Here is a 24,218-nt window from a genome sequence, read left to right on the forward strand (position 1 = left end):
ATGCTGTACTGCTGCCAGGTCCTCGCCGAGGTCGGCGACGATCCCCAGCCGTGGCTGGCCGAGGCGGCGCGGCACACCCACCTGCTGTCGCTCGGACGCCCCGGGCGCGTCCTGCTCGGCCGGTCGGCGCAACGCCGCAACGTGCCGCTGCCGCGGGGCCGTTCGGCGCGCGAGGGCCTGAGCGAGGCGGACGTACGGCTGATCGGCATGGTCAGCGAAGGCGCGACCAATCGGCAGATCGCGGCCCGCCTGGCGTGCAGCGAGAAGACGGTGGAGCAGCGACTGGCGCGGCTGTTCCAGCGCACGGGGAGCCGCTCGCGGGTGGAACTGGCGGCGGCCTGGCTGGACGGAAGCCTGGCCGGGCTCAGCCCGGTGCCGGACGGCTCGCCGGGACCGGGGCCACAGTCCGGTCCGGCCGGCGGCTGAACACGCAGGCGGAATCCGCTGTTGTACCGGCAGGGTCACCACGCCGAAGCTGCCAGGCGTCCTGGTACCGGGTGACCAGCCGCCGACCGCCAAGGAGGAGGTAGCGGAGACCTGCGCGGTCACTTCGAACACCACCCGCGGCGGTGAGCCTGGTCTGCCAGAGGTCCGACGCCGCAGGTACCACTCGGGCCGCGCTGCCCCGGCAGTTGCCCAACTGGGTCGTCGTGGACCGCACGGACCTGACCGTCAAGCCCCGTGTGCCAAGGCCGAGACCTCGCGCATGCTCACCGCCTACCGCACTTACGGCTACCGATCCGTCGCCGATGAGATCGGAATCGCCATGCTGGGCAAACCTGCGTAGCGAGTCGTCGCCCCGCTACGGCGATCGCACACCGGGCGAGGAGGACGTCGGTCGGGCCCAAGGCATTCAGTAACGAGACTCTTACGTGGGCACGCATTGGGCACACCGGGTACGCCGCCACCGTTTTGATGATCGGAGCGGCTCCACAGGGGAGGACAGAGGCTCCCTTCCTCACGCAGAGGCACCAGCCGTGCTCGGAACGAGCAATCGCCGGCCAAAAAACAGGAAGTGGGTGCGCCGTGAACGGCGAGGTACGACGGCCGGCTTTTCTTTGGCTCGCCCGGAACGCGGACTCGGTGGACTTCGCCAAGCTCTCCGGAGCCTTTGGGATCTCCAAGGAGACCGTCCGCCGGCATTTTGCGTTCTGGCGGAGCAGGCACTTCTACGCCGCAATCACGGCCGCGCGTACGCCCTGGAAAGGGCGGGCTTCGAGACCAACCTCGACGTCCGCACGCCCCGGAACGGCACGCAGAAATCGCGGATCGCCGCGAGCGGGCCGGCGACCTCCGAGCGGACCATCGTCCCGCTCCTGTGCGGCCGACTTCGCTGCGGACCAGCGGAAACACCCATCCACTCGCGGGCATGAAAGGACACCATTCCGTCCGGGAAAAGCTGGTCACGCGGCATGGCCGCGAGCATAAGGAATTTCGGTGCCCGAGTGGAGATCACACCCGGGCCGGGAACAGGGAAGTGTGCCGTGTACGCCGAGGAACGCCAACGAGGGATTCTTGAGCGTGTCCCAGAAGGGCATACGCGTCAGGTGGCGCCCGTGGAAGAAGTCCGGGTGGCCCTACACACCACGGACGCCGTCGTCCGTACCGGGCTGATCAGCTGTCTGCGGCAGGACCGGCGACTGTCGGAGATCGATACCGCCAAAGCCGGGGAAGCGGATGTCGTGGTGGTGGCCGTGGAGACCGCGGATGGCTCCACCCTGAAGATGCTGCGCGGCCTGCGTGCGGACCCCACCGCACGTTTCCTCGTCATCGTCAAACGGCAGTGGAGGATTGAGATCTCGATAGCGGTCGATTGCGGAGTGCGCGCGGTGCTGTGGCACTCGGGCTTCTCCCCCAAGGGGCTCGCCCTGACGATCCTGACCGTCGCACAAGGAGGCGGATCGTTCCCTTACACACTCCAGGGCGACCTGATGGAGCAGGTCCAGAAAACCCAGCGCGAGATCCTTGCCCCGATGGGTCTGACCCGTTCCGGGACCACCGAGCGGGAACAGCACGTCTTGCGCATGGTCGCCGAGGGCCGCGAGCTGGCTGACATTGCGCAGGAGTTGTCCTATTCCGAGCGCACCGTCAAGAACATCCTCTACGGAGTCATGAAACGCTTCGGGCTCCGCAACCGCGCCCACGCCGTCTCGTACGCGATTCGCACCGGCCTCATCTGACGGGCCGGGCCGCCTGTGCCTCGTCGCGGACACCGTAGCGATCGAGGAACAGGGCGATTCAGTCTTCGGCGACGACGTCGAACGGCGGGATGCTCCCAGGGGTACAACAGCGGCGGCAGTCGTTCACTGCATCGGCCGACTCGGCTTGGGTGAAGCACGCTTTGCCGACGGCACGGGCAAAGACTCTCGTTCGCCTCCACGCCCTCGCGGTACCCAGATCGCGCTTCTCGGCGTCTTCCTGCGGCCGTGAAATTTCCGGTGGTCCGCACCGCATACGGCACCGACTTTTCCTCACGGCCCGTCACAGGACATCGTTGACTGAATAACAGGCCGTCACAGCCCAGAACGGCTGCTGCGCGTCGCCTGTGCCACTTGGGGTTGGAAGAACTGTCCGATCACGGCGCCCTTGTGCTGAGCTGGTCTGCGTGGGGCCCTGACCTGGGCCCCACGGCTGCCGCAGCCCTCAGGTGTCACCGGAGCCGGCCGGTGCGCCCTACGGCACGGGCGGCACGGTGTCCGAGAGGTCGCGCTGGTGCGGTATCGCTATCTCCTCCGGCTTCTGCAACGCCACGGTCCGGGCCGGGGAGGGAATCCTGATGCCCTCGGTCCGGTAGCGCTGGTGCAGGCGCTTGATGAACTCGTGCTTGATCCGGTACTGGTCGCTGAACTCGCCGACGCCGAGGATCACGGTGAAGCTGATCCGGGAGTCACCGAAGGTGTGGAAGCGGACGGCCGGTTCGTGGTCGGGGACGCCGCCGCTGATGTCGGTCATCACGCTCTCGACGACCTCGGTGGTGACCCGCTCGACATGTTCGAGGTCGCTGTCGTAGCCGACCCCCACCTGCACGAGGATCGACAACTTCTGTTCCGGCCGGCTGAAGTTGGTCATGTTGGTGTCGGCCAGCTGGCGGTTGGAGATGATCACCAGGTTGTTGGAGAGCTGACGCACCACGGTGTTACGCCAGTTGACGTCGACGACATAGCCCTCCTCACCGCTGCTGAGCCGGATGTAGTCACCGGGCTGCACGGTCTTCGAGGCGAGGATGTGCACGCCGGCGAAGAGGTTGGCGAGGGTGTCCTGCAGTGCCAGCGCGACCGCGAGGCCACCCACACCCAGCGCCGTCAGCAGCGGGGCGATGGAGATGCCCAGGGTCTGCAGGACGACGAGAAAGCCCATCGCCAGCACCACGATGCGCGTGATGTTGGCGAAGATGGTGGCCGATCCGGCCACGCCGGACCTGGACTGCGCCAGGGTCTTCACCAGACGGGTGATCACCCGGGCCGCGGTGAGCGTGACGACCAGGATGAGCAGCACGGTCAGCGTCCGGTTGACGGTGTGTCCGACCGCCTCCGTCAGCGGCAGAGCGGCGGCCGCCGCCGCCAGACCGGCAGTGATCGCCGCCCAGGGCACCACGGTCCGCAAGGCGTCGACGATGATGTCGTCCCCGCTCCACCGCGTCCTGAGGGCGTGCTTCCCCAGCCACCGCAGGGCCAGGCGCAGCAACAGGCCCGCCGCGATGCCGACGGCGAGCGCGGCCCCTGCGACGATCATGTCGTGCATCGTGAAAGCCCGGTTCACCGGCCGGCTCCCGCTGCCCGGAGGAACGGATCGGCTATCAGCCGGATGTGAAGTGTCGTCACCTGTCACCTGCTTGTCTCTGAGGCTGCGAATGCGCCGGGACCTCCGCGGACACCCCGACGCGAACTGCCATCCTGCCGTATGCGGTTCGGCATGCGGCGGGTGGCTCGGGGAGGAACCCGGCGTGACCGCCTCCCAGGGAGGCGGTCGTTGCCCAGAGTGCTGGTGTGACGGATGAGCAGCGCGAAGGGCGGCTCGCGCGCGTCTCAGTGCGGCTTCTGCGCCAGGCGCAGCAGATGGTCGGCGAGCGCCTGGCCGCCCGCCGGGTCGCGGCTGATGAGCATCAGGGTGTCATCGCCCGCGATGGTGCCGAGGATGTCGTGGAGTTCGGCCTGGTCGATGGCCGAGGCCAGGAACTGGGCGGCGCCCGGCGGGGTGCGCAGGACAACGAGGTTGGCGGAGGCCTCGGCGGAGATGAGGAGCTCGCTGGAGAGACGGCGCATCCGCTCCTCCTTGGCCGACTCCCCCAGCGGTGCCCGCGGCTTGCGGTCGCCGCCCTCGCTGGGCACCGCGTAGATCAGCTCGCCGCCGGTATTGCGGATCTTCACCGCGCCCAGCTCGTCCAGATCGCGGGAGAGCGTCGCCTGGGTGACGGACAGGCCGTCGTCGGCGAGCAGCTTGGCGAGCTGGCTCTGGGACCGGACCGGCAGCCGGTTGAGGATGTCCACGATCCGGCGGTGGCGTGCGGTGCGGGTCTGCGGTACGGCCTGGCCACCGTTGTGCGACTCGTTGTCCTGCAGCTCGGTCATCGTTGTCGTCAGTCTCCGGCTCGTCGTTCCCCGTCGGCCCCTTGGCGGGCCGTGTTCAGGACGGCGGGGAGCTTCCGGAGGAACACTTCCGCTTCGTCGTCGGAGACGATCAGCGGCGGGGCGAGCCGGATGACGTCCGGCGCGACCGCGTTCACCAGGAGACCCGCGTCCTGAGCCGCCTGCTGCACCTGCGGCGCCAGCGGCTCCGTCAAGACGATACCCAGGAGGAGGCCCGCACCGCGGACCTGGCTGACCAATGGGTGCCCCAGGGCCTCGGTCCCGTTCCTCAGCCGCTCGCCGACCCGCTTGACGTTCTCCAGGATGCCGTCCGCCTCGATGGTGTCCAGGACGGCGAGGGCGCCGGCGCAGACGACCGGGTTGCCGCTGAACGTCGAGCCGTGCGAACCCGGCGTGAGCAGCTCGGCGGCCGGGCCGAAGGCCAGCGTCGCGCCGATCGGCAGACCGCCGCCCAGGCCCTTGGCGAGGGTGATGATGTCGGCCTCGACGCCCTGTGCCTGGGACTCCAGCCAGTGTCCGGTCCGGCCGATGCCGGTCTGGATCTCGTCGAGGACCAGCAGGGTGCCGGTGGCGGCGGTGATCTCGCGGGCGGCCTGGAGGTAGCCGGGCGGCGGGACGATGACGCCGCTCTCGCCCTGGACGGGCTCCAGGATGACGAAGGCGGTGTCGGTGGTGACGGCGGCGCGCATTGCCTCGACGTCCCCGTACGGGACGTAGTCGATGTCGCCGGGCAGTGGCGCGAAGGGCGCCTGCTTGGCGGGCTGGCCGGTGAGGGCGAGGGCGCCCATGGTGCGGCCGTGGAAACCGCCGGCCGTGGAGACCATATGGGTGCGTCCGGTCAGCCGGCCGATCTTGAAGGCGGCTTCGTTGGCCTCGGCGCCGGAGTTGGAGAAGTAGACCCGGCCGGGGCGTCCGGCCAGCGCGAGCAGACGCTCGGCAAGGGTCACGGTGGGCTCGGTGACGAAGAAGTTCGAGACGTGGCCGAGGGTGGCGACCTGGTCGGAGACGGCGCGGACCACCGCGGGGTGGGCATGGCCGAGGGCGTTGACCGCGATGCCGCCGAGGAAGTCGAGGTACTCGTTGCCGTCGGCGTCCCACACCGTGGCGCCCTCGCCGCGGACGAGCGGGATACGGGGGGTGCCGAAGTTGTCCATCATGGCGCCCCGCCACCGTCCGGTGAGTCCTGCGTTGGTCACCGGGCCGTGGCTGTGTCCTGCGTCGCTCATGTCGCCCCCTCGATCGTGTTCGCGTCCGGCACGACCATCGTGCCGATTCCTTCGTCGGTGAAGATCTCCAGCAGGATCGAGTGCTGGACCCGCCCGTCGATGACCCGGGCGGTGTGGACGCCGTTGCGGACGGCGTGCAGACAGCCCTGCATCTTGGGGACCATGCCGCTGGCCAGGTCGGGCAGCAGCTTCTCCAGTTCGGTGGCGGTGAGGCGGGAGATCACCTCGTCGCTCTGGGGCCAGTCCTCGTAGAGGCCCTCGACGTCGGTGAGCACCATCAGCGTCTCGGCGCCGAGGGCCGCGGCCAGGGCGGCCGCGGCGGTGTCGGCGTTGACGTTGAAGACGCCGGTGGCCCCGGAGGCAGCGTCCTCCGCGTCGCTGCTGCGGGCGATCGAGGAGATGACCGGGATCCGGCCGTCGTCCAGGAGCGCGTGGACCGCTCCCGGGTCGATGCCGGTGATCTCGCCGACCCTGCCGATGTCCACCCGCTCACCGTCGATGTCGGCGAAGTGCTTGGTCGCGGTCATCAGATGGGCGTCCTCGCCGGTCATGCCGACGGCGAGCGGGCCGTGCTCGTTGAGCAGTCCGACCAGCTCGCGCTGCACCTGGCCGGCCAGCACCATCCGTACGACGTTCATCGCCTCGGGCGTGGTGACCCGCAGGCCGCCCTTGAACTCCGACTCCAGGCCGAGCAGGTCCAGCTGGGCGCTGATCTGCGGGCCGCCGCCGTGCACGACGACGGGGCGCAGTCCGGCGTGCCGCAGGAAGACCACGTCCTGGGCGAAGGCCCGCTTGAGCTCCTCGTCGATCATGGCGTTGCCGCCGAACTTGATGACGACGGTCTTGCCGTTGTGCCGGGTCAGCCAGGGCAGCGCCTCGATGAGGGTGCGGGCCTTGGGGAGCGCGGTGTGCTTGCGGGTGCTCATGCGCGGGCCTCGCTTCTGTCGGCGGGCTGTGAACACAGCACGCGCCTGTGATGGATGCGCTCGCTCATGAGGAGTACGCGCTGTTCTCGTGGACGTAGTCGGCGGTCAGGTCGTTGGCCCAGATGACCGCGGACTCGGTGCCGGCGGAGAGGTCGGCGGTGATGCGTACCTCCCGGTAGCGCATGTCGACCAGCTCGCGGTCCTCGCCCACCGAGCCGTTCTTGCAGACCCAGACGTCGTTGATGGCGACATTGAGCTGGTCGGGCTCGAAGGCGGCGGAGGTGGTGCCGATGGCGGAGAGCACCCGGCCCCAGTTGGGGTCCTCGCCGTGGATGGCGCACTTGAGGAGGTTGTTGCGGGCGATGGAGCGGCCGACCTCGACCGCGTCGTCCTCGCTCGCCGCACCCACGACCTCGATCCGGATGTCCTTGCTGGCGCCCTCGGCGTCCCCGATCAGCTGCCGTGCCAGGTCGTCGCAGACCGTGCGCACCGCCTCGGCGAACGCGGCGGTGTCCGGTACGACGCCGGAGGCGCCGGAGGCGAGCAGCAGCACCGTGTCGTTGGTCGACATACAGCCGTCGGAGTCGACCCGGTCGAAGGTGGTGCGGGTCGCGGCCCGCAGCGCCGTATCGAGTTCGGCGGCCGGCAGCTCGGCGTCGGTGGTCAGGACGACGAGCATGGTGGCCAGGCCCGGGGCGAGCATGCCGGCACCCTTGGCCATTCCGCCGACGGTCCACCCGTCGACGGTGACCTGGGCGGTCTTGTGCACGCTGTCGGTGGTCTTGATCGCGATGGCGGCCTTCTCGCCGCCGTGCTCGGTCAGTTCGGCCGCGGCCCGGTCGATTCCGGGCAGCAGCTTGTCCATGGGGAGCCGCAGGCCGATCAGCCCGGTGGAGGCGACCGCCACCTCACCGGCGCTGTGCCCCAGCGCCTCGGCGGCCTGCTCCGCGGTGGCGTGGGTGTCCTGGAAGCCGAGCGGGCCCGTACAGGCGTTGGCGCCACCGGAGTTGAGGACGACGGCGGAGACCGTGCCGCCCTTGAGGACCTGCTCGGACCAGACGACCGGTGCGGCCTTGACGCGGTTGGAGGTGAAGACACCGGCGGCGGCCAGTCGCGGCCCGTTGTTCACCACGAGGGCGAGGTCCGGGTTGCCGTTCTCCTTGATCCCGGCGGCGATGCCCGCCGCCGTGAACCCTTGTGCTGCCGTGACGCTCACTGCTTCTTCTCCTCCATCGCTTCTCCGGCCCCGCCGGTCACGCCTTGCCGCCCGCTGTCCGCCCGTGTCACGGGGCGACCCCGACCCTCGGGAGCCCGGTCTCCTCGGGGAGGCCCAGGGCGATGTTCATGCTCTGCACCGCGCCGCCCGCGGTCCCCTTGGTGAGGTTGTCGAGGGCGCTGATCGCGATGATCCGACCGGCCGCCGCATCGAGCGTCACCTGGATCTGGGCGGTGTTGGAGCCGTACACGGCGGCGGTCGACGGCCACTGGCCCTCGGGCAGCAGCCGCAGGAACGGCTCGTCGGCCAGCGCCTTCTCGTACGCGGCCCGTACGGCGCCGGCGTCCACGCCGGGCTTCGCCCTGGCCGAGCAGGTGGCGAGGATGCCGCGCGACATGGGAGCCAGGGTCGGGGTGAAGGAGACGCTGATCCGCTCGCCGGCCACCGCGCTCAGGTTCTGGATCATCTCGGGGGTGTGCCGGTGCCCGCCGCCGACGCCGTACGGGCTCATCGAGCCCATGACCTCGGAGCCCAGCAGATGCGGCTTGAGGGCCTTGCCGGCGCCGGAGGTACCGGTGGCCGCGACGATCACGGCCTCGGGCTCGGCGAGCCGGTCCGCGTACGCGGGGAACAGGGCGAGCGAGACGGCGGTGGGGTAGCAGCCCGGGACCGCGATACGCCGGGTTCCCTGGAGCGCGGCGCGGCCCCCGGGCAGCTCCGGGAGGCCGTACGGCCAGGTGCCCGCGTGGGCCGAGCCGTAGAACGCCTCCCAGTCGGCGGAGTCGGTGAGCCGGAAGTCGGCGCCACAGTCCACGACGAGCACCTCGGGACCGAGCTCCTCGGCGACCGCGGCGGACCGGCCGTGCGGCAGCGCGAGGAAGACGACGTCGTGCCCCGCCAGCACCTCGGCAGAGGTCGGCTGGAGCTCCCGGTCGGCCAGCGGCGCCAGATGCGGCTGCAGCCCGCCCAGGCGCTGCCCGGCATTGGAGTGCCCGGTCAGCGCGCCGATCTCCACCTCCGGGTGCCCCAGGAGCAGGCGCAGCACTTCACCACCCGCATACCCGCTCGCACCGGCCACTGCTGCTCGTACCGTCATGGACCTCTCCTCCTTGATGGCATGACTATACGGATAGTGGCAGTTTTATGCAATGACCTGGGGTCGGGCCGGGTCGGGGGGTGAGACTGAGCGGCCGAGTTGGCCCATGAGCGCTTGAGCCGGCCCCGCTGAGGCGCGTTGTTGGCCCGCAGGGTAGCGGTCAGTGCCCTGACCTGCGGAAAGACACACCCTCGTCGATCAGTCGGTGTCCGGTCACCGGGTGCCCCCAGGGTGGTGTCAACCACCGAGACCAGGTGTCACCGTGGGCGAGCCCCGCCCGATGGCTAGTAGCTGAGCGTGGGGAACCAGCTGCCTCGCCCTTGGCGCGTGAGGTCGAGGAGGTGCCACACCGGGCTGAGCAGGTCGATGCCTCGCTGATCGATGTCGTCGGACATCCGGGGGTGCACCGAGTAGAAGTGGCGCACCGACCCGTCGTCGTCGCGGGTGAACACCGACACCGTCGAGTCCTGGTTGCCCTCGGCGTCCTCACTGCCGAGGTCGTACTTGAAGGTGCTGGAACCGGCGCTGAGCAGCCGCAGGTTCGTCCACTGCCGGCTTCGGGCGTGTGCACGGAGTGTCGGCAGGTCGGCCGCGGCGACGATCGCGAAGTCGACGTTCTGCGCGAGGTGGTGGGCGATTCCGTTGAACCCGTCGATCCACATGGTGCACATGGGGCACGCCTGAGCCTGCTGCTTGCCGTACATGAAGTGGTAGATGACCAGGTCGCGTCCGGGCCGCGTGAACAGTTCGCTCATGCGCACGGTCGATACCGGCGCGTCACCGGCCTGCAGATCGGCAGGGCCCTCCTCGAACACATAGTCGTCGACGGCAGGTCCCGGGGGCATTCGGCGGCGCAGGTCGCTGACGCGTTCGCGATGGCGCATCAGCTCGATCTCGGCTTGTCGCAGTTCCTCGCGGGCGTCGGCGTATGCGGCCGGCTCCTCGCTGAGACGGGTTTGCTGCATCGCTACCTCCTGGGCGATGACCGATGTAGCTGACTGGTTTGCCACCCTCTGCAGTGGCCCCCATTGTGTGCTGGTCCACGAGGGCCCGCCAGGCGACGACACGACCGGGCCGGGCCGCGTCTGGGCAGGTCAGGGCCGGTGAGCCGGTGCGGTCTGCAGGCGTGGAGCCCGGCCGGTCCGGGCAGGCGGGTCAGGGAGGACCGCCTGACGTGCCGACGGCGCGGCGGCCGGGCGCCAGAGCGGTCAGGACTTCCTGGGCGGCTCGCTCGCCGGAGCGCACCGCTCCCTCCATCAGGCCGTGCATCAGCGTTGCCGACTCGGTACTGGCCCAGTGGATCCGGCCGACCGGCTTGCGCAGCGCGCTGCCGTAGTTGGTCAGGACGCCGGGCGGGAAGTGGCCCACCATCCCGCCCAGCGACCACTGTTGGGAGGACCAGTCGGTCTCCAGATACTGAGTGGGGTGGCGCGCCTCGGGACCGAACCGCTCGGCCAGCGCGTCCAGCCAGATCTCCCGCCGCGCGGCAGGGGCCAGGCGCTCCAGGCGCAGGGCTCCGGTGCTGAACGCGTAGCTGCTGAGCACTCCGGGGTGTCCCGATCGTGGCGTCTGGTCGATGGTGATCGGGACGGCCGAGTGGGGCGCGAGCGTCTGCCCCGACAGCTGCTGTTCGCGCCAGAACGGCTGGTCATACACCGTGTGGACCCGGATGATCACACCCGGTACGACTCGCTGCAGCAGATGGCTGCACGCGGTGGGAAGCGGCGGGTCGAAGGAGATCCGCCCCGCCAGTACCGGCGGCGTTGCCACGATCACCCGCTGCGCCCGCACGGCGAGCGAGGAGGAAACGATCGTCACAGCGCTGCCGTCGTGGGTGATCCGCTGAACGGGGCTGGACAGGTGCACCCGCTCCCCCAACTGCTCGGCCATGCGCCTCGCCAGTTCGGGGGCTCCGCCGTCCACGAGATGGGATTCGGTTCTGCGCGAGTCGGTGTAGTAGCCGAAACCGCCGCCGCCCCGGGCCAGGGTGAGGGCGCCCAGCAGTGAGACCTCCGCCGGGTCGGCGCAGAACAGCAGATTCATGGTCGCCCTGAGCAGGGTGCGGGCGGTGGGCGAGGGCACGTTGAGCGGGTCGGAAATCCACTGCCCGAGGGTGCGGGCGTCCCACGTACGGGCACCCGGGGCGCGCCACGGGGCGTCCGCCGGGAGGCGCCGCGCCATCAGACGCAGCCGCGACATCGCCAGGCCGAGGGCGATCAGCGTCCGCGGGCCCACGGTGGGGAGGGCACCGTGGTAGCGGTGGTTGACTCCGTCCAGGCGCAGGATCTGATCGCCCCGCTCGTACTGGGGATACACCTCAAGTCCCAGTTCCCGGCAGAGCTGGAACATGCGGTCCTGCCCCTTGCCCAGCCAGGTGCCGCCGGCCGACACCACCGTCCCGTCGGGAAGCTCCCGGTTCCACACCCGGCCGCCCACCCGGTCCCTGGCCTCGACCACCACCACCTCATGGCCGGCTCGGACCAGGCGTCTCGCGGCCGCGAGTCCGGCAAAACCGGCGCCTACCACGCACACGTCCGCCTGCACCTGTTCCATGAGCCACCTCCACGGCTCACCCTCGCCCACCGGGCCCGGCTCCGCCCGGCGTGGTGATCCATAAGGGCGGGCGCGTCCGACAGCGGCGCTGCTGGGCCCCGAGGGCTTGACGCAGACCGATCTCGCGGGCTGCCGATCTTCGACCGTGCGGCGCCGGAGATCGAGCCCGGCGAGGCGAGCGTCTTCAAGCAGTGAGCATTGCAGCGTGGGTTATTCGCCGGCATCGCCGGGCCGGGCGCGAGCGCATCCGCGAAGCCACCCCTTGAAGGGCTCGGAAAACGCTCTGAGCCCGGCTACACCGCCACCGATCTGAACGGGCACACGGGCACGCAGACCGTCGAGGAGGGCGCCGAGATCATCGTCCGCATGGCACAGGTGGCCCTCGACGGGCCGACCGGAGGCTACTTCGACGCCGAGGGCCCCCTCCCCTGGTGAAGGGCCCCCTCTCTGGCGAGCGGAGGGGCACCGGCCCCGGGCGTCCCGCGGTGCCGGCCCCGGGCCGGCGCCCCGTCAGCTGCGGGGCCGTGGCGCCACCGAGCTGTGGGGGGGATGGTTCGGGGTGGCTATCGGGCGGTGGTACGTCCGGCGCGGATCACATGACCGCTGAAACGCATCGGCGTCGGGCGTGGGCTCGCCGAGGTACCGGGCGAGCAGTTGTGGGCCCGCGAGGTCCTCGATGTCGTCCAGCCCCATCGCGCGCAGCTCGTCGGCCATGCGGTCAGGGGTGAAGTAGCTGAGCCAGGGTTCGCCGAGCTCCGCCACCAGCGTTGTTGCGGCCCGGTGCGCGGCGCGCAGCTCTGGTGACATCGCCGGGGACGGTTCGAGGTAGTAGTCGAACACCACATGGACCGGCGCGGTGTGCCCGGCCACGAACCGCAGTGTGGCGAGGACGGCGTCTCGTGTCAGATAGGGCGTGACCCCGAGCCACATGAAGAACGCCGCTCGGGTGCGGTCCAGCCCGGCCGACTCCAAGGCCTCGGCGAGGGTGTCGCGTTCGAAGTCGATCGGGGCGAAGGTCAACGACGGTGGGCGGGCGATGCCGGCCGCTGCCATCTGCTGCCGCTTCCACTCCTGGGTGTCCGGGTGATCCACCTCGAACACCGTCAGGCCGGGGTGGGGGTTGCGGTAGGCGAAGGTGTCCAGGCCGGCGCCGAGGACCACGATCTGCCGGGTGCCGGCGGCCACGGCGGAGGCGAGCGAGTCCTCGGCGAAGCGGCTGCGTGCGGCGACGAACCGGGTGTTGTACCGGGCGACCGGGTCGTCGGGCAGCGGCATCGGCGCATCGGGGCCGAGGTGGAGGATCTTCGACGCCAGCGGGTCGGTGAAGACCCGCCGGGGGTCGGCCTGGTGGCGGGCACGGGCGTGCGCCACCCGCATCGCGGTCCGACTTGGCTGACCGGCTTCCATGAGCCCCCTCAACTTCCTGCGCGGTGACCTGAGTATTTCGTAAGTGACGCCGTCCGTACGGGCTTCGGCCGGATCCGCGCCCGCTGCGGCAGCACGGACGGCAGCCCACTCGGCACGCCCCGAGGGAGCGGGTCAGCCCTCGGGGTGGGAGGCCGCCCAGCCGTGTTCGAGCAGCGCGAAGGCCTCGTCGGCGGCGCGTCGCGGGTCGGGGTGCCGCTGGATGAGCCCGCGGGCTTCCAGGGCGAAACGGGCCAGGGCGGCGCAGGTGATGTCGTCCTCGGGGGCGCCGGCCTCGTCGGCGATGGCCCGTGCCACGGCCGCTTCGTGGCGCATCCACATGCGGTGGGCGTAGTCGCGCAGCGCCGGGGTGTCCGCCACCAGGCGCATGAACGCGGCGAACCGCGGCTCCGCGGCATGGGTCTGCGTCAACAGGACGTGCTCGCGCAGCGCTTGCGGGATCGACTGCCCGGGGGTGCGGTCCCGCACGGCGGCGACGAGCGCTGCCTCGATGTCGTCCTCCTGGTCGAAAACCAGCGCCTCCTTGCTGGGGAAGTGCTTGAACAGGGTGGTCACCGACACATCGGCGGCGTCGGCGACGTCCTTGACGCCGACCCGGTCGTAGCCGCGGTCGAGGAAGAGCTGCAGCGCGGCTTCGGCCAGGGATGTGCGGGTCTGGGCCTTCTTGCGCTCACGGCGCCCGGTCGGTTCGGTCACGGGCACACCGTATCCCGAAGTGGACCCACTGCGAAAGTTTAGTGATTGCGCTTATTTAGTGAGTGTGCTTTCTTGGTGGTGCCGGACATCCCGGCACTCACCCACCTTCCGAGGGGACAGCCCCATGAACTCCGCTCGTGACCCCCGCGTCGCGGTCGTCGGCGCCGGCCTGGGCGGCCTGGTCTGCGCCCGCGTCCTGCAGCGCCACGGCCGCTCCGTCACCGTCTTCGAACGCGAGACTTCCGCCGCGGCCCGCACTCAGGGCGGGACTCTCGACATGCACGCCGGCACCGGTCAGGCCGCCCTGCGCGCGGCCGGCCTGCTCGACCGGTTCCACACCCTCTCCCGTCCCGAAGGCCAGGAGTGGCGGCTGCTCGACCCCGCCACCGCCACCGCCCTGCCCCTTCAGGGGCCCCCGGCGGACCACGGCGAGGACGACCGGCCGGAGATCGACCGGGGTCAGTTGCGCGGTCTGCTCCTGGAGTCCCTCAGCGCGGGAAGCGTGCGGTGGGACCGCGGCGTCAGCGGGGTCACCCCGCTCGGGGAGGGCACCGGCCGCCTGCTCTTCGGTGACGGCACCTCCGAGGACTTCGACGTGGTGGTCGGCGCCGACGGCGCCTGGTCACGGGTCCGCCCGGCCCTGTCGGACGCGACACCCGACTACACCGGTGTCGCCTTCGTCGAGGCCGGCTTCGACGACTGCGACACCCGCCATGCCGGCCTCGCGCGGATGGTCGGCGCCGGCACGATGGTGGCGAAGGCCGGCGGCAAGGCCCTGTTCGCCCAGCGCAACAGCAACGGCCACATCCGCGCCTACATAGCCTTCCGCGCCCCGGAGAACTGGCACCTGGCCGCCGGCGTGGACCTCGATGACACGGCGGCCGTGCGGACGCACCTGCTGACGATGTTCGACGGCTGGGACGAGAGCCTGCTCCGTCTCCTGCGGTACAACGACGGCGGGTTCACCAACCGGCCGCTGTTCGCGCTGCCCGCCCCGCACACCTGGGAGCACGTCCCCGGCGTCACCCTGCTGGGCGACGCCGCGCACCTGATGCCGCCCCTCGGGCTGGGCGCCAACCTCGCCATGCTCGACGGCGCCGACCTCGCCCACGCCCTCCTCGGCGAACCCACCGTCGACGACGCCGTCCGTGCTTATGAGAGCGTCATGCTGCCGCGCTCGGCCGAGGCCGCGAAGGGCTGCGCGGAGGGGCTGGAGCACCTCATTCCGTCGACGGGCGGCTGAGCACGCCCCGCTACTGCTGCGTACGGACGGCGCTCAGCCGTCCGCGGTGCGGGGCACGGGCCCGCCCGGCCGACGGTCGGGCAGCGAGGTCAGGAACGCGGTCAGCCGGGCTGCTCGCCCTGCGCCGCGTTCTTCTCCTTGATCCGCGCCGCCTCCTTCCGGACCTCGGCCTGGGTGGCGCGCTCCTGCTGCAGCCACTCGGGACCGTCCTGCTTCAACGCGTCGATCTGTTCCGTGGTGAGGGGCTCGGTGACACCACCCCGCGCAAGGCCCGAGATGGAGATGCCCAGCTTCGCCGCGACCACCGGCCGGGGGTGCGGGCCGTTGCGTCGCAGGTCCTGCAGCCACTGGGGCGGATCGGCCTGCAGCGCGTTCAATTCGGTGCGCGAGACGACACCCTCCTGGAACTCGGCGGGGGTGGCCTCGAGGTACACACCCAGCTTCTTCGCCGCGGTCGCGGGCTTCATCGTCTGGGTGCTCTGGTGCGACGTCATGGTGTCAAGGGTATCGATCGTGTGCGCTACCTCCGACCACGACCGGTAACCTGTCCACGTGACTGGCTCGGAAGTATCCCCTTCGTTCCGGCTCGCGTACGTCCCGGGGGTGACGCCCGCGAAGTGGGTGCGGATCTGGAACGAGCGGCTGCCCGACGTCCCCCTGACCCTCGTCGCGGTGTCCGCCGCCGAGGCGTTCGACGTCTTGCGGGGCGGTGGCGCCGACGCGGGTTTCGTGCGGCTGCCGGTCGACCGGACGGACCTCAGCGCGATCCCCCTCTACACCGAGACGACCGTGGTCATGATTCCGAAGGACCACGTCGTCACGGCCGCCGACGAGGTGTCCGCCGAGGACCTGGCCGATGAGATCGTGCTGCATCCCCTCGACGACACCCTCGACTGGGAGCACCGTCCGGGACGGCCCGCGAACGAGCGCCCCGCCACGACGGCGGACGCCGTGGAACTGGTGGCGGCAGGAGTGGGAGTCCTCGTCGTCCCGCAGTCCCTCGCCCGTCTGCACCACCGCAGGGACCTCACGTACCGGCCGGTGTCGGACGCCCCGGCGTCACGTATCGCGCTGTCGTGGCCGCAGGAGGAGACCACCGATCTGGTGGAGGACTTCATCGGGATCGTCCGCGGGCGGACCGTCAACAGCTCGCGAGGGCGCCGCCCGAGCCCGGCCCCGGCGCAGCCGAAGGGCAAGCACCCCGATACGGGCGGTGCGCGGCGCAAGCCCGCGGCCGGCACGTCGGCCGGCAAGAGCCCCCGGAGCGGTGCCGGTGCTAAGGGCGGCAAACGCGGCAAGCCTCGCCGCCGTTCGTAGCCCGCACCCGCCGCGGTACGTGCGCTCGGCCGCACCCGGACACCACGGGGCCGCCGCCCCGGGTCAGGGGCGGCGTGCCGCTGTCCCGCGCCTCAGGCGTGCTGCGGTACCTCGTCCTTCATGGACGCCCTGATCTGTTGCCGCAGCTCCGGGCTGTCCTCGTGCCCGTGGACGGATATGGCGTGCTCGCTGGCGGCGCGGACCACTTCCTCCTCCTCGCCGGCGATGACGAGGGTGCAGTTCATTTCACTGGGGTAATCCCGGCAGTCGACCTTCTTGCGCATGGTGCACCTCCTTCCCTCCAGTGTCGGCCGGTGCCGTCACCTCGCCGTATACGGCGAATCCCGTATGGCGCGCGGGGCGGCCGTCCTGCTGCAGTAAGAGGACGAGGAAGTGGAGAGGGAGGTGAGAGCCATGACGACCTCCGCCGATGTCACACCCGGCGTGGTGGACGAAGACCGGGTGCAGCAGTTCCTGGAGAAAGTGATCACCGACAGCGGCGCCGCGGTCGCCGGCCTGTGCACCTCGCTCGGCGACCGGCTCGGCCTCTACAAAGCCATGGCGGGCGCCGGTCCGCTCACCTCCGCACAGCTCGCCGCCCGCACCGGGCTGAACGAGCGCTACGTCCGCGAATGGCTCGCCGCCCAGGTCGCCGGCGAGTACCTCGACTACGCGCCCGGCACCGACACCTATCTGCTGCCCGACGAGCACGCCGCCGTGCTGGCGGACCCGGAACGGGCGACGTACGCGGCGGGCTTCTTCACCATGCTGCAGGCGCTCTATGCCACCGAGGACACCCTCATGGAGGCCTTCCGCACCGGCGAGGGCGTCGGCTGGGAGGAACACGGCCCGGCGCTGTTCGCCGGCACCGCGAAGTTCTTCCGCCCCGGTTACTCGGCCGCGCTGGTACCGGAGTGGCTGACCGCACTGGACGGCATGGTGGAGAAGCTGGAGCGTGGCGCGCGCGTCGCGGACGTCGGATGCGGCTACGGCTACTCCACGACGCTCATGGCACAGGCCTTCCCCCGCTCGCACTTCGAGGGCTTCGACTTCCACCGCCCGTCGATCGAAGCGGCCCGCGACATCGTGGCCGAGCAGGGACTGGACGACCGGGTCAGCTTCCGGGTCGCCACCGCCCAGGACTTCCCCGGCGAGGACTTCGACCTGATCACGTTCTTCGACTGCCTGCACGACACCGGCGATCCGGGCGGCGCACTGCACCACGCCGAGCAGGCACTGGCCGACGGCGGAACATGCATGGTCGTCGAGCCGAACGCCTCGGCGAACGCCCAGGAGAACGCCAACCCCATCGGCCGGGCGGTGACCGCCTCCTCGGTCGCGATCTGTCTGCCGTCGGCGCTGGCCCAACACGGTCCGCAGGCACTGGGAAACCACGCGGGTGAGGAGGCGATGCGGCAGATCGCCGAGGAAGCCGGGCTCCACCACTGGCGACTCGCCGCAGAGAGCCCCGTCAACCGCGTCTATGCCGTCGGGCGTTAACGCGCCTGACGCGCCCCCGGCCGGTCTTCCCCCGGCCGGCCGGGCGGCTCTCGCTTGACTGGCCCGGGCCCCCTCGGCACGCTGGATGTATGAGCGCGGCCGCGGAGGCCGGCCTGCGACGCATTCTCGCCGTCGTGGACCTCCTGATCGATGCCGTCGACGAGGACACCCTTGTCCCGGCACTGCTGCCGCTGTTGCTCGGTGCGGTTCCCGGCGACAGCATCATCTGGTCCCCCCGCGCCGGCTCCGCCGACCGGCCGCTCACCCTGCCCGCAGACCTCCTGACCCAGGACGTACGGGACGCCTTCGCCCGCGAATCGGCGGCCGACTCCCTCGTCACCCACACCACCCTCGGCTCCGGCACCCCGATGCGCCGCTCGACACTGCAGACCCGCGGCGAATTCCACGCCCTCGCCGCCTATACCGATGTCTACCGGCCGCTGGACGCCGAGCAGCAGCTCGCGATGTCGTTCCCGGCGGGCTACGCCGCCGGCGTTCCGCGGAAGGTGTGTGTGGCGATCAGCCGCAGCGGCAGCGACTTCTCCGACGACGATGTGGCGGCCGCTGCCCTGCTGCGCACCCGGCTCAGCCACGTCCTCAACCGGCTCGCTCCGCCGACGTCTCCGCCGTCCCCCGTCACCCACCGCGAATCCGCCGTACTCGCCCTGCTCGCCCGCGGCCTGACGAACCAGCAGATCGCCAGCCGACTGGCGATCAGCCCGCGCACCGTCGACAAGCATCTGGAACACGCCTACGCAAAGCTGCAGGTGGGCGGCCGGGTCGAGGCGGCGAACGCCTGGCTGACCCGGGGACCGGCGGCGGTGCGGCTCGCGCCGTAGGGCTGGCCCCGCGGCGCGCGCGGTTCCGCCAAGGCCCGTGCGCTCCCGCCGATGATTTTCCGTAGGCGCAGGCGTCTACCCGTTGCACGGAGATTCCGGGCGCTGCGGCGCCATCCGACGGGAGGACCCCTCATGACCACCGACATCGCACGTAAAGCGGACGAGGCGCAGATCCGGGAGCTGCTGGAGGACCGGGCGGCCGCAACCACGGAGCGGGACGCGCGGCGGTTCCTCTCCTCCTGCGCGCCGGACATGGTGGACTTCAACCTCGCTCCTCCGCTGCAGTTCACGGGCCCGGAGGCGCTGGACCGACATGCCGTCGAGGCCTGGTACGCGACCTGGAAGGGTCCGATCGAGGTGTCGCTGACCCAGGTCGAGATCACGGTCGGCGACGATGTCGCGTTCAGCCACAGCATCAACCGGATGCACGGGACGAAGACGGACGGCTTCGAGGTGGAGCTGTGGAGCCGGGCCACCGTCGGACTCCGCAAGATCGACGGCACCTGGAAGATCACGCATACGCACAGCTCGGTGCCGTTCCTGATGGACGGGTCGGGGCTGGCTGCCCTGGACCTCACGCCGTAGGGCGCCCGGGGCCTCCTCGCCCCGGCGGCCGCCACCGCTCAGCGCGGCAGCGAGTGGCGCCGGTAGGTGACCTGGTTGTGGCGGACGCGGGTGACCTCGACGGTCAGGTGGCGGTCCTGGCCGAGCGGGAAGTGCGCCGTACAGCGCACCTCGGCATACGGCACGGGCCGGAGGTCGTCGGAGCAGTGCACCGCGTCGGGCCCGTTGCGGAAGGGCAGGGTGAGCTGGCCGCTGAGCGTTCTGGCGATCTCGGTGCGCAGCACGGTGTGGGTGCCGCCGTCGAGTTCACTGGTGGCGTCGCGGTCGCGGAGACGGACGGCGGCGAACGCGAGCACGCCCGCCATGGCGAGGGCCGTGACGAGGCCGAAGACGAGGCCGCGCCGTGGTGGATCTGCGAACACCGCCGTCAGCTCCGGGTGCCGCGGGTGCGCCCCCGGCGGGCGAGGGCTCCCCAGCCGGCCGCGGCCAGCAACAGCACACCGCCCAGGGTCGTGGCGGCCCGGCCGGTGCCGGCCGCGCCGCCGAGGCCGGTGTCCGCGCCGCCCTGGGGCACGACCTCCTCGGCACCGGAGACCATCATGGTGCCGGTGAGGGTCTTCCGGCCGTCGCCGGATTCCTGCCCGTGCCCCTCGTCGCGTCCGCTGCCGTGGTCGTCGCCGTCCGCGTTGCCGCGTGCCTCGCCTTGTTCCTCCTCGCCCGCCGGGCCGGTGTCCAGGGCGCTCTGCCGGGCTCCGGAGGCGCTGCCACAGGTAACGGTGACCTGGTAGGAGCCGGGCGCGGTGCCCTCCGGCACGACCGCGGTGCCACCGAGCCGGCTGCTCTGGGCGGAGAGCTGCATCGTGGGGATGTCCGCGTCGTCGAAGGTGACCTCCGCGGTGTCACCGGAGCAACTGCCGCCGTCGGAGACGGAGAAGGCGGCGCCCGGTGCGACCGGGTCGGGCTGGATGACCACCGCATTCGCGGTGACCGGCGCGGGGCCGGCCTCGGCCGCCGTCCCGGTGACGGCCTCGGTGGCGGCGTCGGCACCGTCGCCGTCACCGAAGAGCGTGACGGACAGCGCCAGGGCGCCGGCCGCCAGCGCGTAGAGGGGAATGTGGCGTATGTGCATAACCCGAGACAAGCGCCCGGCCCGGCGGTGCGCACCTCGATGGTGTGCCGCGTCCGGGGCAACTTCCGGGGAAGACGCCGTAGCGCCGACTGTTCCCGCAGGTCACACGGGTGCGTACGCCCCGGACGGCGGAACGTGCGGGATGGGCTTTCCGGGTGGTGCACCGGGGCCGCCCCGGGACGTGCACCTCACACCGCGTGAGGATGCCCCGCCGCTCACGCCTCCAGCTGGAGGTCCCATTTGCCGGACCGGCCGGTGAGCGTGGTCACCGACAGCGACCGGACGTCTATGCGCCAGTACGAGTGCGGTGGCGCCTGGAGCGCATAGACCAGGGCGGCGCGGACGACACCGGGCTCGGCGACCGCGAGCAGCCCGTCGGCGTCCTCGACCGGCCGGGTGTCCAGCCAGCCGCCGACGCGGGTGATGAAGGCCAGCAGTGACTCCCCGCCGTGCGGTGCGGAGCGCGGGTCGGCCAGCCAGGTTTCCACCGCGCGCGGTTCGTCGGCGGCCACCTCACCCAGGGTGCGGCCGTGCCAGCGCCCCATGTCGCAGTCGCGCAGCGACGGCTGGGCCAGCGGGCCCAGGCCGAGGGCCTCGCCGGTGTCCCGGCAACGGGCGGACGGCGAGCGGTAGCGCAGTTCGGCGGCGGCGAGCCGGCACAGGACGGGCGCGGCCCGCTCGGCCTCGTGCCATCCCGCGGCGTCGAGCGGACGGTCATCGCCGAACCGCGTGCCGAGCAGCGAGGAGCTGCGGCCCGCGGCGAGCAGCTTGAATCGGACGCTCATGCGCCGATGGTAAGAGCAGCACCGTCCAAGCGACCCCGGTTGATCAGATCTCGACAGGCCCCGGGTCGATCAGCCCCAGGGTCATCCACTGCTCCGGGGACACCAGGGTCCGGAAGCCGACCTTCTCGTACACGCCGTGGGCGTCCTTGGTGGCGAGCGTCAGCCGGCTCAGCCCGCAGGGCGTCATATGGTCGGCGATGGCCTCGACCAGGGCGGTGCCCAGGCCCTTGCCGCGGTCGTCGCGGCAGATGTAGACGTCGCAGAGCCAGGCGAAGGTGGCATGGTCGGTGACCACCCGGGCGTAGCCGGCCTGACGGCCGGAACCGGCCTCGTACAGACCGAAGTTGAGCGAGCCCGCGACGGCGCGGTCATGCAGCTCCCGGGGCCGGTCCACGGCCCAGTAGGAGTCGGTGGACAGCCAGTCGTGGACCAGGCCGGCGTCCAGGCGCGCCGGGTCGGTGGAGATCTCGAAGCCGTCGAGGGCGTGATCGTTCATGGCGGGAGGTTCGCAGAAGGGCGGGGGCGGCGTCGAGCCGATTGCGGACGGGCACGGTGCCGGTGGCCCGCCGCGCCCGCGCACCGCCGCCTCCTCCCCGCCCGGCCCGTCAGCGCGCGGGAACGCCCAGCTCCTCGCACGCCGTACGGAGCCTGCGGACGCCTTCGGTGATCTCGCCGGTGCCGGACGCGGCCGCGAAGCTCAGCCGCAGATGCGCGGCCGGCGGCTCGGCGGCGAAGTACGGCCGCCCGGCCGCGACCGCGACGCCCGCCCGCAGCGCCGCACCGGTCAGCGCCGCCTCGTCGGTGCCGTCCGGCAGCCGCAGCCAGAGGTGGTAGCCGCCCGGCGGGAGGTAGGGGCCGCCGGGCGCGGGGTCGTGCCCGTATGCCGCCCCGTGCGCCGGACCCCGCTCGGCGAGCGCGGGCAGCTGCTGGTGCAGGGCCGCGGTCAGGGCATTCCGGCGGGCGGTCAACTCGGCGGCGATCAGCCGCAGATGACGGGCCCAGGCGGGCGATCCGACGAGTTCCAGGGCGGCTTCCTGGAGCGGGCCCGGCACGAAGAAGCTGTCGACGACCTGGATGGCGCGGAGCCGGTCGAGAACCGGGCCGCGGGCGGCCAGGGCACCCACCCGCAGGTTGGGCGAGGTCGCCTTGGTGAGCGAGCGGACATGGACGACCGTGCCGTCCCGGTCGTCCGCGCTCAGGGTCGGCGGCAGCACGGGAGCGTCGTCGTGGACCAGCAGCCGCGCGAAGTCGTCCTCGATCACGAAGGCGCCGGCCGCGCGCGCCACTCGCAGCACCTCGCGGCGCCGCTCGGCGGCCAGCACCGCGCCGGTCGGGTTCTGGAACAGCGGCTGGCAGACGAACACTCGCGCGCCGCTGGCACGGAAGGCGTCGGCGAGCAGATCCGTACGGACCCCGTCCGCGTCCACCGGTACGGGCACCGGCCGCAGCCCGGAGGCGCGGGCCACGGCCAGCATGCCCGGGTAGGTCGGGGACTCGACGAGCACCGGGGCGCCGGGCGCGGCCAGGGCGCGCAGCGCGGCGGTCAGCGCGCTCTGGCCGCCCGCGGTGATCAGGACGTCGCTGGCCGCCAGCGGGCCACCGGGGCCGGTGATCTCCCGTGCGAACCAGGCGCGCAGCGCGGGCACGCCCCCGACCGGTGGCCGCGCCCAGGCACCCGGCCGGCGTCCGGCCCGTGCCAGTGCGGCGGCGAGGGCGCGTTCGGGCTGCAGATCGGGGTGCAGATAGCCGCCGTTGAGTTCGATGACACCGGGGGCGGGGGTGGCGAGCGTGGCCAGCACTCCCGAGGCGTCGACGCTGCGTGGCACCTGGTCGCCGGCCGGCTCCGCGCTCAGCGCGATCTCCTGCCAGGAGGTGTCGGCCGGCCGGGGTGCCTCGCTGCGCGGCTCGGCCCGGAAGGCCCCCGCGCCGGGCCGGGTCACGACCAGGCCCTCCGCCGTCAGCTCGGCGAGCGCCCGGGAGACGGTCACCGGGCTGACGCGATGCCGCTCCACGAGGACACGACTCGAGGGCAGCTTCTCTCCTGGAGAGTAGCGGTCCAGCTCTCTGCGGAGAGTCGCGGCCAGTTCTGCCCCACTGCTACGCTCTTGCATGAGAGACAACGATAGCGCTACTGCTCCGGTCGCGATAGCGGTCAGCACCCCGGGCGCCCCGGTAACTCCCGCCCCGTGCACCCCGCGGACCGCCGCCACCGCCCGCAGCGCCCTCGTCGGCCGTGGCGCCCTGCTCGCCGCACTCGGCGTCGCCGCCTTCTCCCTCACGTTCCCCGCGACCGCATGGGCGCTGGAGGGCATGGGCCCCTGGACGGTGGTGATGCTGCGCAGCGTGCTGGCCACCATGCTGGCCGGCGGCGCACTGGCCGCGTTCCGGGTACGCCTTCCCGAGCGGCGCCACTGGTCGGGCATCGCGGTCGTCGCGGGCGGTGTGGTCCTCGGTTTTCCGCTGCTGACCACCCTCGCGCTGCAGACCTCCACCACCTCGCACGCGGCCGTCGTCGTCGGCCTGCTGCCGCTGACCACCGCCGCCTTCTCGGCCGTACGGACCGGCGCCCGGCCCTCCCGTACATTCTGGGTCGCCTCGCTGGTCGGCGCCGTCGTCGTCATCGGTTTTGCGGTGCAGCAGAGCGGCGGGACGCCGGGCCGCGGCGATCTGCTGCTGTTCGCGGCCCTGCTGGTGTGTGCGGCCGGCTACACGGAGGGCGGCCGGCTCGCCCGCCATATGCCGGGCTGGCAGGTGATCGGCTGGGCGCTGGTGCTGGCGCTTCCGGTGACGGTGGCGTGCGCGGCGCTCGCACTGTCCACGGAGCCGCTGCGGCTCACGGTGCACTCGGTGGGCGGGCTGCTGTGGCTGGCGTTCGGCTCGCAGTTCCTCGGGATGGTCGCCTGGTACCGCGGGATGGCCGCGATCGGCATCTCCAAGGCGAGTCAGCTGCAGCTCGCCCAGCCGCTGCTGACCCTGGTCTGGTCCGTGCTGCTGCTCGGCGAGCGGCTGCCCCCGGCCGCCCCCGCGGCGGCGCTGGCGGTCCTGGCGTGCATCGCGGTCACCCAGCGAGCCCGTGGCTGACCGGCCGCCGGGAGGGGATGAGACTGCCGTTACCGG

General features: G+C 71.6%; 25 protein-coding genes and 1 pseudogene. 9 read left to right on the forward strand and 17 right to left on the reverse strand.

The genetic code is table 11. The annotated features are described in order from the left end of the window. A partial coding sequence (locus ACGFWI_RS31485; protein WP_393909447.1) for a helix-turn-helix transcriptional regulator occupies window positions 1–426 on the forward strand: 426 nt, incomplete at its 5' end. 1,058 nt (window positions 427–1,484) lie between these two features. Then, window positions 1,485–2,180, forward strand: coding sequence for a response regulator transcription factor (locus tag ACGFWI_RS31490; protein WP_393909448.1), 696 nt, complete (start codon window positions 1,485–1,487; stop codon window positions 2,178–2,180). A gap of 493 nt (window positions 2,181–2,673) precedes the next feature. Here the strand turns inward: ACGFWI_RS31490 and ACGFWI_RS31495 are convergent, their stop codons facing one another. The 8 genes from ACGFWI_RS31495 to ACGFWI_RS31530 all read right to left on the reverse strand — a co-directional run bounded on the left by ACGFWI_RS31495 (window position 2,674) and on the right by ACGFWI_RS31530 (window position 11,603). Further along, window positions 2,674–3,759 carry a mechanosensitive ion channel family protein gene (locus ACGFWI_RS31495; protein WP_393909449.1) on the reverse strand — a complete coding sequence of 362 codons (1,086 nt, stop codon included), beginning with the start codon at window positions 3,757–3,759 and terminating at the stop codon, window positions 2,674–2,676. Window positions 3,760–4,025: 266 nt separating this feature from the next. Next, window positions 4,026–4,568, reverse strand: a complete 543-nt coding sequence (locus tag ACGFWI_RS31500; protein ID WP_393909450.1) for an arginine repressor — start codon at window positions 4,566–4,568, stop codon at window positions 4,026–4,028. Window positions 4,569–4,576: 8 nt separating this feature from the next. Continuing rightward, window positions 4,577–5,812, reverse strand: coding sequence for an acetylornithine transaminase (locus ACGFWI_RS31505; RefSeq protein WP_393909451.1), 1,236 nt, complete (start codon window positions 5,810–5,812; stop codon window positions 4,577–4,579). Continuing rightward, window positions 5,809–6,738, reverse strand: a complete 930-nt coding sequence (gene argB, locus ACGFWI_RS31510) for an acetylglutamate kinase (protein ID WP_393909452.1) — start codon at window positions 6,736–6,738, stop codon at window positions 5,809–5,811. Before argB ends, ACGFWI_RS31505 begins: the two co-directional genes overlap by 4 nt. Before the next feature lie 64 nt (window positions 6,739–6,802). Continuing rightward, the gene (gene argJ / locus ACGFWI_RS31515; RefSeq protein ID WP_393909453.1) at window positions 6,803–7,954 is read right to left on the reverse strand and encodes a bifunctional glutamate N-acetyltransferase/amino-acid acetyltransferase ArgJ; all 1,152 of its coding nucleotides are present in this window, start codon (window positions 7,952–7,954) and stop codon (window positions 6,803–6,805) included. A 67-nt stretch (window positions 7,955–8,021) separates the two neighbouring features. Next, window positions 8,022–9,050: an N-acetyl-gamma-glutamyl-phosphate reductase gene (argC, locus tag ACGFWI_RS31520; protein WP_393909454.1), complete on the reverse strand. Its 1,029-nt coding sequence runs from the start codon at window positions 9,048–9,050 to the stop codon at window positions 8,022–8,024. 284 nt (window positions 9,051–9,334) lie between these two features. Next, window positions 9,335–10,015, reverse strand: a complete 681-nt coding sequence (locus ACGFWI_RS31525; protein ID WP_393909455.1) for a DUF899 family protein — start codon at window positions 10,013–10,015, stop codon at window positions 9,335–9,337. 190 nt (window positions 10,016–10,205) lie between these two features. Beyond that, entirely contained in the window at window positions 10,206–11,603 is a 1,398-nt protein-coding gene (locus ACGFWI_RS31530) for a flavin monoamine oxidase family protein (RefSeq protein WP_393909456.1), read from the reverse strand. Between the two features lie 285 nt (window positions 11,604–11,888). On the opposite strand from ACGFWI_RS31530, the pseudogene ACGFWI_RS31535 reads away from it, so the two are divergent. After that, window positions 11,889–12,038, forward strand: a pseudogene (locus ACGFWI_RS31535) (short-chain dehydrogenase/reductase SDR); the annotation flags it as partial. 75 nt (window positions 12,039–12,113) lie between these two features. Here the strand turns inward: ACGFWI_RS31535 and ACGFWI_RS31540 are convergent. Together ACGFWI_RS31540 and ACGFWI_RS31545 are read right to left on the reverse strand one after the other, a co-directional pair. Further along, on the reverse strand, window positions 12,114–13,010 hold the full coding sequence (locus ACGFWI_RS31540) for a class I SAM-dependent methyltransferase (protein ID WP_393909457.1): 897 nt from the start codon (window positions 13,008–13,010) through the stop codon (window positions 12,114–12,116). A gap of 132 nt (window positions 13,011–13,142) precedes the next feature. Beyond that, entirely contained in the window at window positions 13,143–13,724 is a 582-nt protein-coding gene (locus ACGFWI_RS31545) for a TetR/AcrR family transcriptional regulator (RefSeq protein ID WP_393909458.1), read from the reverse strand. A 124-nt stretch (window positions 13,725–13,848) separates the two neighbouring features. On the opposite strand from ACGFWI_RS31545, the gene ACGFWI_RS31550 reads away from it, so the two are divergent. Beyond that, window positions 13,849–14,967: an FAD-dependent oxidoreductase gene (locus ACGFWI_RS31550; protein ID WP_393909459.1), complete on the forward strand. Its 1,119-nt coding sequence runs from the start codon at window positions 13,849–13,851 to the stop codon at window positions 14,965–14,967. Window positions 14,968–15,068: 101 nt separating this feature from the next. Here ACGFWI_RS31550 and ACGFWI_RS31555 read toward each other — a convergent pair whose 3' ends face one another. Next, a complete protein-coding gene (locus ACGFWI_RS31555) occupies window positions 15,069–15,461 on the reverse strand; it encodes a DUF5997 family protein (protein WP_393909460.1) in 393 nt (130 codons plus the stop codon). Between the two features lie 58 nt (window positions 15,462–15,519). Here ACGFWI_RS31555 and ACGFWI_RS31560 point away from each other — a divergent pair, with 58 nt between their 5' ends. Beyond that, a complete protein-coding gene (locus ACGFWI_RS31560; protein WP_393909461.1) occupies window positions 15,520–16,284 on the forward strand; it encodes a LysR substrate-binding domain-containing protein in 765 nt (254 codons plus the stop codon). A 92-nt stretch (window positions 16,285–16,376) separates the two neighbouring features. Here the strand turns inward: ACGFWI_RS31560 and ACGFWI_RS31565 are convergent, their stop codons facing one another. Next, on the reverse strand, window positions 16,377–16,568 hold the full coding sequence (locus ACGFWI_RS31565) for a DUF1059 domain-containing protein (protein ID WP_393909462.1): 192 nt from the start codon (window positions 16,566–16,568) through the stop codon (window positions 16,377–16,379). A gap of 130 nt (window positions 16,569–16,698) precedes the next feature. Between ACGFWI_RS31565 and ACGFWI_RS31570 the strand changes: the two genes are divergently transcribed. The 3 genes from ACGFWI_RS31570 (at window position 16,699) to ACGFWI_RS31580 (ending at window position 19,208) form a co-directional block, all read left to right on the forward strand. Beyond that, a complete protein-coding gene (locus ACGFWI_RS31570; RefSeq protein ID WP_393909463.1) occupies window positions 16,699–17,784 on the forward strand; it encodes a class I SAM-dependent methyltransferase in 1,086 nt (361 codons plus the stop codon). Window positions 17,785–17,873: 89 nt separating this feature from the next. Beyond that, a complete protein-coding gene (locus ACGFWI_RS31575; protein ID WP_393909464.1) occupies window positions 17,874–18,623 on the forward strand; it encodes a response regulator transcription factor in 750 nt (249 codons plus the stop codon). A gap of 132 nt (window positions 18,624–18,755) precedes the next feature. After that, window positions 18,756–19,208 (forward strand): YybH family protein, encoded by a 453-nt coding sequence (locus ACGFWI_RS31580; protein ID WP_393909465.1) that lies wholly within the window; start codon window positions 18,756–18,758, stop codon window positions 19,206–19,208. 38 nt (window positions 19,209–19,246) lie between these two features. Here the strand turns inward: ACGFWI_RS31580 and ACGFWI_RS31585 are convergent, their stop codons facing one another. The 5 genes from ACGFWI_RS31585 to ACGFWI_RS31605 all read right to left on the reverse strand — a co-directional run bounded on the left by ACGFWI_RS31585 (window position 19,247) and on the right by ACGFWI_RS31605 (window position 23,212). Next, window positions 19,247–19,609 carry a DUF4333 domain-containing protein gene (locus ACGFWI_RS31585; protein ID WP_393909466.1) on the reverse strand — a complete coding sequence of 121 codons (363 nt, stop codon included), beginning with the start codon at window positions 19,607–19,609 and terminating at the stop codon, window positions 19,247–19,249. Between the two features lie 5 nt (window positions 19,610–19,614). Then, the gene (locus ACGFWI_RS31590) at window positions 19,615–20,316 is read right to left on the reverse strand and encodes a hypothetical protein (protein ID WP_393909467.1); all 702 of its coding nucleotides are present in this window, start codon (window positions 20,314–20,316) and stop codon (window positions 19,615–19,617) included. Between the two features lie 215 nt (window positions 20,317–20,531). Further along, window positions 20,532–21,101: a histidine phosphatase family protein gene (locus tag ACGFWI_RS31595; RefSeq protein WP_393909468.1), complete on the reverse strand. Its 570-nt coding sequence runs from the start codon at window positions 21,099–21,101 to the stop codon at window positions 20,532–20,534. A 43-nt stretch (window positions 21,102–21,144) separates the two neighbouring features. Next, complete coding sequence (locus tag ACGFWI_RS31600) at window positions 21,145–21,597, reverse strand: GNAT family N-acetyltransferase (RefSeq protein ID WP_393909469.1); 453 nt, start codon at window positions 21,595–21,597, stop codon at window positions 21,145–21,147. A gap of 109 nt (window positions 21,598–21,706) precedes the next feature. Next, a complete protein-coding gene (locus ACGFWI_RS31605) occupies window positions 21,707–23,212 on the reverse strand; it encodes a PLP-dependent aminotransferase family protein (protein ID WP_393909470.1) in 1,506 nt (501 codons plus the stop codon). Between ACGFWI_RS31605 and ACGFWI_RS31610 the strand changes: the two genes are divergently transcribed. After that, complete coding sequence (locus tag ACGFWI_RS31610) at window positions 23,211–24,182, forward strand: DMT family transporter (RefSeq protein WP_393909471.1); 972 nt, start codon at window positions 23,211–23,213, stop codon at window positions 24,180–24,182. The two genes, ACGFWI_RS31605 and ACGFWI_RS31610, sit on opposite strands and share 2 nt — an antisense overlap. Window positions 24,183–24,218 lie beyond the last annotated feature (36 nt).

The sequence above is a fragment of the Streptomyces sp. NPDC048434 genome (assembly GCF_043200375.1).
In the GTDB taxonomy this organism is placed as follows: domain Bacteria; phylum Actinomycetota; class Actinomycetes; order Streptomycetales; family Streptomycetaceae; genus Streptomyces.